This window comes from Saccharomonospora cyanea NA-134, from assembly GCF_000244975.1.
Lineage (GTDB): Bacteria > Actinomycetota > Actinomycetes > Mycobacteriales > Pseudonocardiaceae > Saccharomonospora > Saccharomonospora cyanea.
In genome coordinates this window covers 3131526-3144805 of sequence record NZ_CM001440.1, presented here as the reverse complement: position 1 = coordinate 3144805, position 13280 = coordinate 3131526, and the positions used below count along the sequence as shown (strand labels likewise).

The window sequence follows — 13280 nt, the reverse complement described above, 5'->3', positions numbered from 1 at the left end:
GCTGAGTCAAGACGTTGCGCGCGAAAACTTCCGCCGCGAAGGGGGACGGCAGGTGACGACGGAGCGGACGGGATCGCCCTCGCTGATCGACGTGGCACGCGCGGCGGAGGTGTCGACGGCCACCGCGGGCCGCGCGCTCGGCGGCTACGGGCAGGTCAGCGAGCGGGCCCGGGAACGGGTGCTGCGGGCGGCGGCCGAGCTCGGCTACCGGACCAACAGCCTCGCGCGAAGCATGATCACCGGCAGTACTCACACGATCGGAGTGATCGTCACCGACGTCGCGAACCCGTTCTTCGCCATGGCCCTGCGCGGTATCACCGACGTCGCCCACCCGGCGGGGTTCGAGGTACTGCTCGTCAACACCGGCAGGAACGTCGAGGCCGAGCAGCGCGCGGTCACGGTGATGTCCGAGAAGCGGGTCGACGGGATCATCGTGGCCGCCGCGCGACCGTCACGGGGCAGGCATCTGAAGCAGACCATCGACGCGGGTGTCCCCGTGGTGTTGCTCGACCGCGAGGTCAGCGGCGTCAGCGAGGCCGACACCGTCACGATCGACAACGAGCACGCGGCGGGGGAGGCGACTCGGCACCTGCTGGAACTCGGGCACCGCAGGATCGGGCTCGTCACGGAGGCCGGCGACGAGTTCGACCGGTTGCGGCGGCCGGGCAACCGGAGGAAGGGGTTGTTGCCGAGCGCCCTCCGGCTGCGCGGGTACCTGCGGGCTCTCGAGGACGCCGGGTTGCCGGTGGAGGAATCGCTCGTGGCGACGGCCCGGTACGACCGGGAGTCCGCCTACGAGGCGGCCGGGCGCCTGCTGGCGCTTCCGGAACCGCCCAGCGCGGTGCTCTGCACCGACAACGTCCTGGCTTCCGGCGCCTACCGGGCCGTTCAGGACAGCGGGCTGCGCATCCCGGAGGAGATCTCGGTGGTCGGTTTCGACGACGAGCCGTGGACCACACTCGTCCGCCCGGCGCTGACGGTCGTGGAGCAGCCCGACTACGAACTCGGCCTGCGGGCGGGCAGACAGCTGCTCCATCGGCTCGACGGCGGCTCCGGCTCGGCGAAACCCCAGAGCGTCCGGTTGCGTGCGACGCTCGTGGTGCGCGACTCGACGGCCTGCCGTCGTTGATTTCGGGGAGCCGGTGCCGGAGGGAACACCGTCTTCGCCCCCGCCGGTCCGTGCGCCGGGCGACGAGCCGGACTGTCTTGTGTGGACGGTTCGGGTGGTCCCGGCCGGTTCCGTGAATGTCGATCGGACCGCTCAGGAGCGTCGCCGCACGATGGCGCGCTGCATGACGATGAACACCAGCAGCAGCGCACCCACGACGATCTTCGTCCACCAGGAACTGAGGGTGCCCTCGAACGAGATGATGGTCTGGATGGTGCCGAGCATGAGCACGCCCAGCACCGACCCGACGACGTAGCCTGCGCCACCGGACAGCACGGTTCCGCCGATCACCACCGCGGCGATCGCGTCGAGTTCCATGCCCACGGCGTGCAGGCCGTATCCGGACAGCATGTAGAGCGCGAACAGCAGTCCGCCCAGCGCGGAGCAGAGCCCGCTGATCACGTACACGCCCACCTTCACGCGCCCCGTCGCGAGGCCCATGAGCATCGCCGAGTGTTCGCTGCCGCCCACGGCGTACACCGTGCGGCCGAACCGCGTGCGGTGCAGCACGTACACCGCGACGGCCACTACGAGGAGGGCCACCACGACGCCGTAGGTGATCCGGATGTCGCCGGGCAGTTCGATGACGCCGGTGGCGAGGTCGCGGAACGTGTCGTCCTTGATGGAGATCGACTCGACGTCGATGAGGAAGCACAGTCCACGCGCGAGGAACATGCCCGCCAGCGTCGCGATGAACGGCTGGACGTCGAAGTGGTGGATCACCAGCCCCGTCAGCAACCCGAACCCCGCGCCCAGCACGAGCACGGCGACGATCACGAGCGGGGCGGGCCAGCCCGCCTGCAACGTCGACGCCGCGACCATGGTGGACAGCGCCACGACCGAACCCACGGACAGGTCGATGCCGCCGGTCAGGATCACGAACGTCATCCCCACCGCGAGCACGATGAGGAAGGCGTTGTCGACGAACAGGTTCGCCACCACCTGGCCGGAGGCGAACCCGTCGTAGCGCACGGCACCGACACCGAAGGTGGCGAGGAACAGCGCGAACGTGGTGAGGATCGGCACGAAGCGGGGTGGGACCGCGAAGCTCCGGCGCTTCGGGGTCGGTGCGCCGGCGTCCTCCGGTGAGGTGCGGGTGGGTGATTCTGTCGTCAACGTTGCCCCACTTTCGAACTCGGGACGTCCTCGGTGACCGTCGCGCCGCGCGGTTCGGGCGCGTCGCCGATGTCCGCCTGCGCAACGGCGGGCGTTCGGTTTCGCCGCAGCAGCGCCCTCGCCTTCGGCGACTGGAGCAGGCACACGGCGATCACGACGAGAGCCTTGAACACGAGAGTGACCTCGGACGGGATGCCGATCGTGTAGACGGTGGTGGTCAGGGTCTGGATCAGCAGCGCCCCGACGAGGGTGCCGGTGAGGGAGTAGCGGCCGCCCGACAACGCGGTGCCGCCGATGACGACCGCCAGGATGGCGTCGAGTTCGATCCACAGTCCCGCGTTGTTGGCGTCCGCCGCGCTCACGTTCGCGCTGATCATCAGTCCGGCCACACCCGCGCACAGGGCGGCGAAGACGTACACCGTCCACACGATGGTGCGGGAGCGCACTCCGGCGAGTCTGCTGGCAGTGGGATTGACGCCGACCGCCTCGATGAGCATGCCGAGCGCCGTCTTCCGGGTCAGCACCGCCACGAGGACGAACACGCCGAGGCTGATGAGGATCGCCACGGGGAGTACGAGGAACCCCGCGCCCACGGCGGCGTAGGTGCCGTTGTTGACGGTCACGATCTGGCCGTCGGTGATCAGCATGGCGATTCCGCGGCCCGCCGTCATGAGCACGAGGGTGGCGATGATGGGCTGGATGCCGAGTACGGACACGAGGAACCCGTTCCACGCGCCGAGCAGCAGGCAGAGGGCGAGGGCGAGGGTCATCGCGAGGAACGCGGCGGACGCACCGCCCGGGTCGTTCGCCCCGGCGATGGAGGTGCACGCGACCGCGCCCGCGATGGCGACCACCGCTCCCACCGACAGGTCGATGCCCCGGGTGGCGATGACGAGTGTCATGCCGAGTGCGATCAGCAGCGTCGGCGCGCCGTTCTTGAGGATGTCGATCAGGCTGCCGTAGAGGTGCCCGTCCTGCAGCCGGATGTCGAAGAACGACGGTGTGACGACGACGTTCACCACGAGCAGTGCCGCCAGCGCCAGTACCGGCCACACGAGAGTGCTCTGTCTGATCCGGGCCGTGACGCCCGTGGTACGGCCTGTCATGAGGCCACCCTCTCCTCACGCTCACCGGCGCCGCGGGCGATCAGCTCCATGACCTCGTCCACGGTGACGTTCGGATGGTCCAGTTCGGCGATCTTGCGGCGGTCGCGCAACACCACCACGCGGTCGCTGATACGGACGACTTCGTCCAGTTCCGCCGAGATGAACAGGATCGCGAGTCCCTCGGCGGCGAGTTCGGTGACGAGCTTCTGGATCTGGGCCTTGGCGCCCACGTCGATCCCCCGGGTGGGCTCGTCGAGGATCAGCAGGCGGGGCTTCGTGACCAGCCAGCGAGCGAGGAGCACCTTCTGCTGGTTGCCCCCGGAGAGGTTGCCGATCAACGCTTCCGGATCGGCCGGGCGGATGTCGAGCATCTCGACGTAGCGCTCGACGAGTTCGTCGGCGGTGCGGCGCGGAACGGGCCTCGCCCAGCCGCGGGCGGCCTGCATGGCGAGCACGAGGTTGTCCCTGACGCTCAGGTCGGCCACCAGGCCCTCGCCCTTGCGGTCCTCGGAGCTGAAACCGATACCCTTCGCGATCGCCACCCGCGGGTTGCGCAGGCTGACCGGCTTCCCGTCGATCTCGACGCGGCCCGAGTCCGCGCGGTCGGCGCCGAACAGCAGCCGGGCGAGCTCGGTGCGCCCCGAGCCCAGCAGCCCGGCCAACCCCACCACCTCGCCCGCCCTGATCTCCAGGTCGAACGGCTCGATGGAGCCCTTCCGCCCGAAGTTCGTCGCGCGCAGCAGCGGTGGCGTGGCGGGGTCGCCCTGCGCCCGGTGCCCCGAAACCTGGTGTTCGAGGCGTTCCAGGGTGCCGAGTTCCCGCCCGAGCATCGCGGACACGAGGCCGATCCGGTCGAGCTCACGGGTCGAGTACTCGCCCACCAGTGTGCCGTTGCGCAGCACGGTCATCCGGTCGGAGATCTCGTAGACCTGGTCGAGGAAGTGCGACACGAACAGGATCGCCACCCCCTCGTCCCGCAGCAGGCGGATGATGCGGAACAGTTCGGCGACCTCGTCGGCGTCGAGGCTCGACGTCGGTTCGTCGAGGACCAGCACCCGCACGTCCACCGCGACGGCCCGGGCGATGGCCACGAGTTGCTGCACGGCGATGGGATGGCTCGCCAGGACCGAGTCGGGGTCGATGTGCAGGCCCATGCGACGCAGCAGGTCCCTCGCGCGGGCGCGGGTGGCACGCGTGTCGATCGCACCGTGTTTGCGGGGCTCCCGACCGAGGAGGATGTTCTCGGCCACCGTCAGGTTCGGGCACAGGTTGACCTCCTGGTACACGGTGCCGATGCCCGCGTCCTGTGCCTCGGCGGGGCCCGAGAACGACATCCGCGTTCCGTCGATCCGGATCTCGCCCGCGTCGACGGAGTACACCCCTGTCAGCGCCTTGATCAGGGTGGACTTGCCCGCGCCGTTCTCGCCCATCAGGGCGTGAACCTCGCCGCCGAACAGGCGGAAGTCGACGCCCTGGAGCGCCTTCACACCGGGGAACTCCACGGTGATGCCGAGCATGTCGACGACCGGGTCGGCGGACGGTTCACCCGCCGCGTTCGGGGTCTCGGTCATGGGTCTGCCTTCGTCTTTCGTGGATGCGTGGAGCGCTGTCCCCGCCGGTGAGGTGGCGGGGACAGCGGATCGAAACCGGGCGGTTCCGCGTCAGTACTGCCGGTCGGGCAGCGCCTCGGCGGCCTGCTCCTGGGTGAAGGTGGTCTCCTCGACGACGACGCGCTGGGGCACCTCCTCGCCCGCGACGACCTTCTTCGCCAGGTCCATGAGCTGGTCACCGAGCAGTGGGTTGCACTCCACAATGAAGTTGATCTTCCCGTCCGCCAGTGCCTGCATGCCGTCCTTCACGGCGTCCACGGTGATGATCTTGATGTCCTTGCCGGGTTCCTTGCCCGCGGCCTCGATGGCCTCGATCGCGCCGAGACCCATGTCGTCGTTGTGGGCGTAGACCACGTCGATGTCGTCGTGCGACTTGAGGAACGCCTCCATCACCTGCTTGCCGCCGGACCGCGTGAAGTCGCCCGTCTGCGACGCGATGATCTCGATGTTGGTTCCGGCGATCGCCTCGGCGAAACCGGTGTGCCGGTCGATGGCGGGTGCGGCACCCGTGGTTCCCTCCAGCTCCACGACGTTGACCTCGGGCTCGCCCTCGGACTCCGCGACGAGCCATTCGCCCGCCTTGCGACCCTCCTCCACGAAGTCCGAGCCGAGGAACGTCTCGTACAGCGACTCGTCCTCGGAGTCGATGGCCCGGTCGGTGAGGATCACCGGGATGTCCGCACGCTGGGCTTCCAGCAGCACCGTGTCCCAGCCGGTCTCGACCACCGGGCTGAACGCGATCACGTCGACCCGCTGTTGGATGAACGACCGGATGGCCTTGATCTGGTTCTCCTGTTTCTGCTGGGCGTCGGAGAACTTCAGTTCGATGCCGGCCTTCTTCGCCGCTTCCTGGACCGACTTCGTGTTCGCGGTCCGCCAGCCGCTCTCCGCGCCGACCTGGGCGAATCCCATGGTGATGCCATCGTCGCCACCGCCGCCGGACGAACCACCGGAACCGCAGGCCGTGAGCGCGCCGAACAGGGTCACGGCGGCCGCCGCGGTCACCAACTTCCTGAGCACTGGTCCTCCTCCTGGATTGCCTCTCGGGCCGGGCACATGGCGCTCTTCCCGACGCCCGCCGCCTCGGTGACCCGCGTCACCTGATCGATCAGTGTGAACGCTCACATAAGGCTCGTCAAGGGGGACGATCAGAAAAGTTCACATCCTTGACACGAACTGAGACCAGCCATATGTTAGCGCTCACTTTGCCGTTCCGCCCGCGTCAAGAGCTCGCCGACCACGGGCGGCATGTCACTCCCGCCCGGCACTCCCTGTTCACCTCGCGCGCGCCAGCCCAGCCGCGCCCGACGCGAGAGGCGACACCGATGTCGACACCACCGCAGGCCCACGGACGTCGTTGGAAACCGGTCCGTGGTGGGCTCACCCTCGTTCTCACACTCGCGGGCGCCCTGCTCGCCCCCGTTCCCGCCGCCGCCACTGCCACTGCCACTGCCACCGAGCTTCCCGGCCCGAGCGCTTACGAGACCACCGTTCACGGGACGTCCAGCGAGCCCGGAGTCGTGTCCGGGAGCGGCCACGGCGCCGGATCCACGCCGGGACGGCGATCCGCCGAGGCCACGGAGCGGGCGGCGGCCACGACGCGCGAGTCCGACGTGGCCGTGGGGCCGCGCCTCACCGACCGCGAGAAGGCGACGCGGGCCGCCGAGGCGCTCGTCGTGCCCGACGCCGACGACGTGCGCGGAAACCTGACCCTGCCCACCTCGGGCGCGTACGACACCCGCGTCACCTGGAAATCCACCCGCAAGCACGTCGTGACACCCACCGGAGAGGTCACCCGGCCGGCCCCGGGGCGGAAGCCCGTTGCGGTCACACTCACCGCCACCGTGCGCTCGGGCAAAGCCACGGTCAAGCGCCGGTTCCACCTCACCGTGCCGCCACTGCCCGAGCGCGAGCCGTACGCGGGTTACGCGTTCACCTACTTCACCGGAGAGGGGCTGCCCGACGGTGAGCAGGTGTACTTCGCCGCGAGCCGGGGCAACGACCCGTTGCGCTGGGACGAGCTCGCGGGCGGTGAGCCCGTGCTCCGCTCCCACGAGGGCGAGCTCGGCGTGCGGGACCCGTTCCTCATCCGATCACCCGAGGGCGACACCTTCTACCTCATCGCCACCGATCTGAGGATGCACGGCGACGGCGACTGGGACCGCGCCCAACGGCACGGCAGCAAGCACATCGAGGTGTGGGAGTCGCACGACCTCGTGCACTGGTCGCCGCAGCGGCACGTGCGGGTCGCGCCCGACACGGCGGGCAACGTGTGGGCGCCGGAGGCGTACTACGACCACTCGATCGGCGCCTACGTCGTCTTCTGGGCGTCCAAGTTGTACGCCGAGGACGACCCCGACCACACCGGTGACACCTACAACCGCATGATGTACGCCACCACGCGTGACTTCCGGACGTTCTCCGAACCCCGGGTGTGGGTGGACCCGGGCCACTCGGTGATCGATTCGACGGTCATCGAGCACGACGGGTACTTCTACCGGTTCACCAAGGACGAGCGGAGCAACACCGCCGACGCACCGTGCGGCAAGTTCATCGTCGCGGAACGGTCGCGGGAACTCCGCGCCCTCGACTACGAGTTCGTCGCCGAGTGCATCGGCAAGGGCGACGACGAGAACCCCGGCATCAGCCGGGGGGAGGGGCCCACGGTGTTCAGGTCCAACACCGAGGACCGCTGGTACGCGTTCATCGACGAGTTCGGCGGTCGCGGTTACGTGCCGTTCGAGACGACCGACCTCGACTCCGGCGAATGGCGGATGTCGACGACCTACGAACTGCCCGGCCGTCCTCGGCACGGCACCGTCCTGCCCGTGACACAACGAGAACTCGACCGAATCCGCGCCGCCTACGGCGGTTGACCGGAGGCGTACCGACCGAACCCCTGACCGTCTGAAAGTCCGTTGTGGAATCGATCGGAGAGCCCATGCCGACCCTTCTGCGCAAACCCGGCCTCGTGGCCGGTGCCGCCGTGCTCGTCACGGCCGCCCTCGCCGGGCCGACGGTGCCGACCGGCGCCGCCAGGGCCGAGACCCCCGTCACCGACTACACGATGACCGTCGAGACGAGTGGCGCGGGGCCGGAGATCGCCGACACCATGTACGGCATCTTCTACGAGGACATCAACTTCGCCGCCGACGGCGGTCTCTACGCCGAACTCGTCCGCAACCGCTCGTTCGAGTTCGGTCCGGTGGACAACCCCTCCTACACGCCGATGACGGCGTGGACCACCGCCGCCACGGGCGGCGCGAGCGGCTCGGCCGAGGTGGTGAACGACGCCGGCAGGCTGCACGAGAACAACCGCAACTACCTGCGCCTCGACGTGGACGCCGACCGGCGCGGCTCGGCCTACGGCCTCACCAACAGCGGGTACAACACCGGCATCGCCGTCGAACGCGGTGAGCGGTACGACTTCTCGGTGTGGGCGCGCACCGACGCCGGAGAAACCCCGCTTGTGATCACACTGCACGACGACTCGGGTTCGCTCACCTCCCGGCCGCTGCGCCGCATCGTGCGGGGTGACGGGTGGGCGCGGTACACCGGCACCCTCACCGCGACCCGTACCAGCGCCACGGGCAGGCTCACCGTGTCGGCGCAGGGCACGGGCACGGTGAGCCTCGACATGGTGTCGCTGTTCCCGCGGGACACGTTCAAGGGCAGGAAGAACGGTCTTCGCAAGGACCTCGCCGAGAAGATCGCCGCGCTGGAACCCGGCTTCCTGCGTTTTCCCGGAGGCTGCCTGGTCAACACCGGCAGCCACGAGGCCTACGAGGCGCCGGACTGGGAACGCAGGCGGTCCTACCAGTGGAAGGACACCATCGGTCCGGTCCACGAACGCCCGGCGAACGCCAACTTCTGGGGCTACAACCAGACCCTCGGCCTGGGCTACTACGAGTACTTCCTCTTCGCCGAGGACATCGGCGCGACGCCGGTGCCCGTGGTGCCCGCGCTGGTCACCGGGTGCGGCGAGAACCGCGCCACCGACGACCCGGAACTCCTGCGGCGGCACATCCAGGACACCCTCGACCTCATCGAGTTCGCCAACGGTCCGGTGACGTCGGAGTGGGGTGCGGTGCGGGCCGAGATGGGGCATCCGGAGCCGTTCGGGCTGACGCACCTCGCGGTGGGCAACGAGGAGAACCTGCCGGACGAGTTCTTCGAGCGGTTCGAGCGGTTCCGCGCGGCCATCGAGGCCGAGTACCCCGACATCACGGTCATCAGCAACTCGGGGCCGGACGACACGGGAGCCGTGTTCGACCGCGCGTGGGAGCTGAACCGGCAGGCCGGTGTCGACATGGTCGACGAGCACTACTACAACGACCCCGCGTGGTTCCTCGAGAACAACGACCGCTACGACTCCTACGACCGGCAGGGCCCCGCCGTCTTCGTCGGTGAGTACGCCTCGCGCGGCAACCGCTTCCGCAACGCGCTGGCCGAGGCCGCCTACATGACAGGCCTCGAACGCAACGCCGACATCGTGCGCATGGCGTCCTACGCGCCGTTGCTGGCCAACGTTGACCACGTCCAGTGGGAACCGGATCTCATCTGGTTCGACAACGACTCCTCCTGGGGTTCGGCGAACTACGAGGTGCAGAAACTCTTCATGACCAACGTCGGTGACCGGGTCGTGCCCAGCACGGCGTCGTCGACGCCACAGGTGAGCGGGCCGATCGGTGGTGCGGTGGGGCTGTCCACCTGGCGGACCGCCGTGGCCTACGACGACGTGCGCGTCACCACGCCCGAAGGCGAGGTGCTGCTGTCCGACGACTTCGCAGGCGATGCGGGGCAGTGGTCGCCGCTGACCGGCAGCGGTTCCTGGGCCGTCGAGGACGGCGCCTACGTGCAGCGCGACGTGAACGCCGAGAACACCATGGTCACGGCGGGATCGGCCGACTGGAGCGACTACGACCTGGAGGTCACGGCCACGAAGCGGGACGGCAGCGAGGGTTTCCTCGTGGCGTTCGGTGTCAAGGACACCGGCAACTACTACTGGTGGAACCTCGGCGGCTGGAACAACACCCAGTCGGCGGTCGAGAAGGCGAGTTCGGGCGCCAAGAACGTGCTCGTCGCCGACGACACGACCATCGAGCCCGGTCGCGCCTACGACCTGCGCGTCGAGGTGCGAGGCCGGCAGGTCACGTTGTTCCTCGACGGCAAGGAGTGGGGCAGCTTCACCGACGACGCGGTGGCCGAGCCGTTCCGCCAGGTCGTCACACGCGACGAGCGCAGAGGTGAACTCGTCGTCAAGGTCGTCAACGCGCAGGACGCCGCGGCCCGGACCCGGATCGATCTCGGGGACGTGCGGGTGCGCCCCACCGCCCGCATGACGATGTTGTCGGGCGACCCCGACGCCGTCAACACCGCGACCTCGCGGCCGATCCGGCCGCGGACCTCGGTGCTGCACGGTGTCGACGCCACGTTCACCCACACCTTCCCGCCGCACTCCGTGACGGTGTTGCGCATCGCCACGCAGGGTCGTTGACCGGACGCCGAGCAGACCGAGGAGACATCATGGTCCGAGAAGGACTGAACCGGAGAAGAATGCTGCAGCTCGGTGGGGGCCTGGCCACCGCGGGGACACTCGGCGTGCTGTCGGGGTCCACCGCGTCGGCGCTGCCGGACGACCGGAGCGCCTCGGCCGTCGGCCGTACCGACCCGGACGTAATCACCACCCGCAACCCGCTCGTCGAACAGCGGGCCGACCCGTTCATCACCCGGCCGGTCGACGGCATGTACTACCTGACCGGTTCCGTTCCCGAGTACGACCGCATCGTGGTGCGTGGCGCGCCGACACTCGACGGGCTCGCGAGCACCCGCGAACGCACCATCTGGCGCAGGCCGTCGTCCGGCCGCATGGGCGGCTACATCTGGGCGCCGGAACTGCACCGCATCGACGACCGCTGGTACGTCTACTTCGCGGCGGGCGACTCCCACGACCCCTTCCGCATCCGCATGTACGTGTTGGAGTCCGCCGCGGCGGACCCACGGGAGGACGCGTGGACCCTACGGGGCCAGGTCACCACGGCGTGGGACACCTTCGCGCTCGACGCCACCACGTTCGAGCACCGGGGCCGCCGCTACTACGTGTGGGCCCAGCACGAACCCGGCATCGACACCAACAGCAACCTCTACATCGCCGAGATGGCCTCCCCGGTGGCGATCAAGGGCGATCCGGTGCGCATCGCGGTGCCGACGCTCGACTGGGAGGTCCAGGGATTCCGGGTCAACGAGGGCGCGGCGGCGATCATCCGCAACGGCCGCGTCTTCCTGACGTTCTCCGCCAGCGCCACCGACCATCGCTACTGCATGGGACTGCTCACCGCCGACGCCAGAGCCGACCTGCTCGACCCGGCGTCGTGGACGAAGTCGGGAGAGCCCGTGCTGCGCACGGACGAACGCACACGCCGTTACGGGCCGGGCCACAACTCCTTCACCGTGGCCGAGGACGGCGAGACCGACGTGCTCGTGTACCACGCGCGGGACTATCGCGACATCGAGGGTGATCCGCTGTTCGACCCGAACCGGCACACCCGGGTGCAGCGGCTGTACTGGAACGAGGACGGAACACCGGCGTTCGGGGTACCGGTGGGTGAGGGCGGACCCATCGTCCGGCTGTCACCGATGGACGCTCCCCGGGCGTACGTGCGGCACTACGCCTACCGGGTGCGGGTGGACACCGACGTCCGTCAGGTCGCCGACAGCCAGTTCCGCGTCGTGCCGGGCTTCCTGGGAGCCGGGCGGGTCGCGCTACGGTCGGTGAACTTCCCCGACCGGTACCTCCGGGTGGACGGGACCGAGCTGAGGATCGACCCGTACACCGACACCGACGACTACGGCCACGATTCGGGTTTCGTCCTCGAAGCCGGCCTCGCTGACCACCGGGCCGTGTCGCTGCGTCTCTCGGCCGACCGGCAAGCCTACGTGCTTCACCGTGACGGGCGGCTCACCGTGGGCCGACCGCGCGGCCGGGCCGACCGGGAGCGGGCGACATTCCGGCTGGGCTGAGCCGATCCGGTGCCGGGCGGAACGTGCGGAGCGTTTCGCCCGGCACCTCGTCACGCCACGGCTCACGAACGGGGACGGCGGCGCCTGCCCACGGTGCTCTGCCGTACGACCAGCTCCGGGGGCACGATGGCCGCGGCCGTCCCGACGGCTTCCGTGCTCTCCGCCGGGCCGCCGTTGATGAGTTCGAGCAACAGCTCGATGCTGCGCCTGCCCACGGCGTCGAAGTCCTGTCGCACGGTGGTCAGCGGTGGCGTGAAGTAGGCCGACTCCGGGATGTCGTCGAACCCAGCCACGAGTACGTCGTCGGGCACGGACACCCCGCGTTCGTGGAAGGCGCGCAGCACACCGAGCGCCATCTGGTCGTTGGCCACGAACACGGCACGTACGTCGGAGCGCTCGGCGAGCAGTTGCCCGGCCGAGTAGCCCGACGCGGGACTCCAGTCGCCGCGCAGTGGCTCAGGGGGCTCGACGCCCGCGTCCCGCAGTGCCCTGCGCCACCCCTCGACCCGGCTCTGCGCCTCCAGCCACTCCGTCGGTCCCGCGACGTGCCACACGGTGGGCGCGCCCTGGTCGAGCAGATGCCGGGTCACCAGGCGCGCACCCTCTACCTGGTCCACGCACACCACCGGCCTGCCGTTGCCGTCGCCGCCCTCCACGACCACGAGCGGCAGGTCGGCGGGCGCGTTCGCGAGGGCCTCGACGGTCGCCCGCTGCGGCGCGATGACCACGACGCCCTCCACCGACTGGCCGGTGAGCCGCTGCAGCGCCTGCTCCACGGCCTCACCGTCCGGGGTCCGGACACTGGCCACGCTGACGAAGTAACCCGCGGAGCGCGCCGCCTGCTCCAGGCCCAGAAGTGTGCTGGCGGGTCCGTAGAGCGAGGTGTCGAAACCGACCACGCCGATGACCTTGGTGCGTTTGGTGACGAGTGCTCTCGCGGCGGAGTTGGGGCGATAGCCGAGTTCCTGGATGGCGGCCATGACCCGGGTGCGGGTACCGGGGGAGACGGAAGGGTGGTGATTGAGCACGCGCGACACCGTCTGCTGGGACACCCCGGCCAGCCGGGCGACGTCGGCCATCACCGCGGGCCGTTGCCTCGGCGACCGCCGCGGGGGCGCGTTCCTCGCCATTCCTACCTCCGGAAACTTGGTTTCACACCGACGGTACCGCCGGGCGTACGCGGCCACGCCGCGCAGGCGCCGATCGGCGACCTGAGCTGCACCGATCATAGTGAGCGATCACATTCACCCGCGCACGGCG

Annotated in this window: 9 protein-coding genes; 4 read left to right on the top strand and 5 right to left on the bottom strand. The window is 69.5% G+C overall.

Annotated elements, in window-relative coordinates; translation table 11 throughout:
- Nucleotides 1–52: 52 nt before the first annotated feature.
- Nucleotides 53–1129: a LacI family DNA-binding transcriptional regulator gene (locus tag SACCYDRAFT_RS14755; RefSeq protein ID WP_005457273.1), complete on the top strand. Its 1077-nt coding sequence runs from the start codon at nt 53–55 to the stop codon at nt 1127–1129.
- A gap of 132 nt (nt 1130–1261) precedes the next feature.
- Here the strand turns inward: SACCYDRAFT_RS14755 and yjfF are convergent, their stop codons facing one another.
- The 4 genes from yjfF to SACCYDRAFT_RS14735 form a co-directional block, all read right to left on the bottom strand.
- Nucleotides 1262–2284 carry a galactofuranose ABC transporter, permease protein YjfF gene (gene yjfF / locus SACCYDRAFT_RS14750; protein ID WP_005457272.1) on the bottom strand — a complete coding sequence of 341 codons (1023 nt, stop codon included), beginning with the start codon at nt 2282–2284 and terminating at the stop codon, nt 1262–1264.
- Nucleotides 2281–3390, bottom strand: coding sequence for an ABC transporter permease (locus SACCYDRAFT_RS14745; RefSeq protein WP_005457271.1), 1110 nt, complete (start codon nt 3388–3390; stop codon nt 2281–2283). The genes yjfF and SACCYDRAFT_RS14745 overlap by 4 nt, the downstream gene beginning before the upstream one ends.
- The gene (locus tag SACCYDRAFT_RS14740; protein ID WP_005457269.1) at nt 3387–4961 is read right to left on the bottom strand and encodes a sugar ABC transporter ATP-binding protein; all 1575 of its coding nucleotides are present in this window, start codon (nt 4959–4961) and stop codon (nt 3387–3389) included. The genes SACCYDRAFT_RS14745 and SACCYDRAFT_RS14740 overlap by 4 nt, the downstream gene beginning before the upstream one ends.
- A 90-nt stretch (nt 4962–5051) precedes the next feature.
- Nucleotides 5052–6020 (bottom strand): ABC transporter substrate-binding protein, encoded by a 969-nt coding sequence (locus SACCYDRAFT_RS14735; RefSeq protein WP_005457268.1) that lies wholly within the window; start codon nt 6018–6020, stop codon nt 5052–5054.
- 305 nt (nt 6021–6325) lie between these two features.
- Here SACCYDRAFT_RS14735 and SACCYDRAFT_RS14730 point away from each other — a divergent pair, with 305 nt between their 5' ends.
- The 3 genes from SACCYDRAFT_RS14730 to SACCYDRAFT_RS14720 all read left to right on the top strand — a co-directional run bounded on the left by SACCYDRAFT_RS14730 (nt 6326) and on the right by SACCYDRAFT_RS14720 (nt 12020).
- The gene (locus tag SACCYDRAFT_RS14730; RefSeq protein WP_005457266.1) at nt 6326–7876 is read left to right on the top strand and encodes a glycoside hydrolase family 43 protein; all 1551 of its coding nucleotides are present in this window, start codon (nt 6326–6328) and stop codon (nt 7874–7876) included.
- A 65-nt stretch (nt 7877–7941) separates the two neighbouring features.
- A complete protein-coding gene (locus SACCYDRAFT_RS14725) occupies nt 7942–10497 on the top strand; it encodes an alpha-L-arabinofuranosidase C-terminal domain-containing protein (RefSeq protein WP_005457264.1) in 2556 nt (851 codons plus the stop codon).
- Nucleotides 10498–10526: 29 nt separating this feature from the next.
- A complete protein-coding gene (locus tag SACCYDRAFT_RS14720; protein WP_005457262.1) occupies nt 10527–12020 on the top strand; it encodes a family 43 glycosylhydrolase in 1494 nt (497 codons plus the stop codon).
- 62 nt (nt 12021–12082) lie between these two features.
- On the opposite strand, the gene SACCYDRAFT_RS14715 is transcribed toward SACCYDRAFT_RS14720, so the two are convergent.
- Nucleotides 12083–13150: a LacI family DNA-binding transcriptional regulator gene (locus tag SACCYDRAFT_RS14715; protein ID WP_005457260.1), complete on the bottom strand. Its 1068-nt coding sequence runs from the start codon at nt 13148–13150 to the stop codon at nt 12083–12085.
- Nucleotides 13151–13280 lie beyond the last annotated feature (130 nt).

Excerpts from the sequence above, each read along its gene's own strand:
- SACCYDRAFT_RS14745 (WP_005457271.1), bottom strand. The coding sequence starts at position 3,390 with ATGACAGGCCGTACCACGGGCGTCACGGCCCGGATCAGACAGAGCACT.
- SACCYDRAFT_RS14740 (WP_005457269.1), bottom strand. The coding sequence starts at position 4,961 with ATGACCGAGACCCCGAACGCGGCGGGTGAACCGTCCGCCGACCCGGTC.
- SACCYDRAFT_RS14730 (WP_005457266.1), top strand. The coding sequence starts at position 6,326 with ATGTCGACACCACCGCAGGCCCACGGACGTCGTTGGAAACCGGTCCGT.
- SACCYDRAFT_RS14725 (WP_005457264.1), top strand. The coding sequence starts at position 7,942 with ATGCCGACCCTTCTGCGCAAACCCGGCCTCGTGGCCGGTGCCGCCGTG.
- SACCYDRAFT_RS14720 (WP_005457262.1), top strand. The coding sequence starts at position 10,527 with ATGGTCCGAGAAGGACTGAACCGGAGAAGAATGCTGCAGCTCGGTGGG.
- SACCYDRAFT_RS14715 (WP_005457260.1), bottom strand. The coding sequence starts at position 13,150 with ATGGCGAGGAACGCGCCCCCGCGGCGGTCGCCGAGGCAACGGCCCGCG.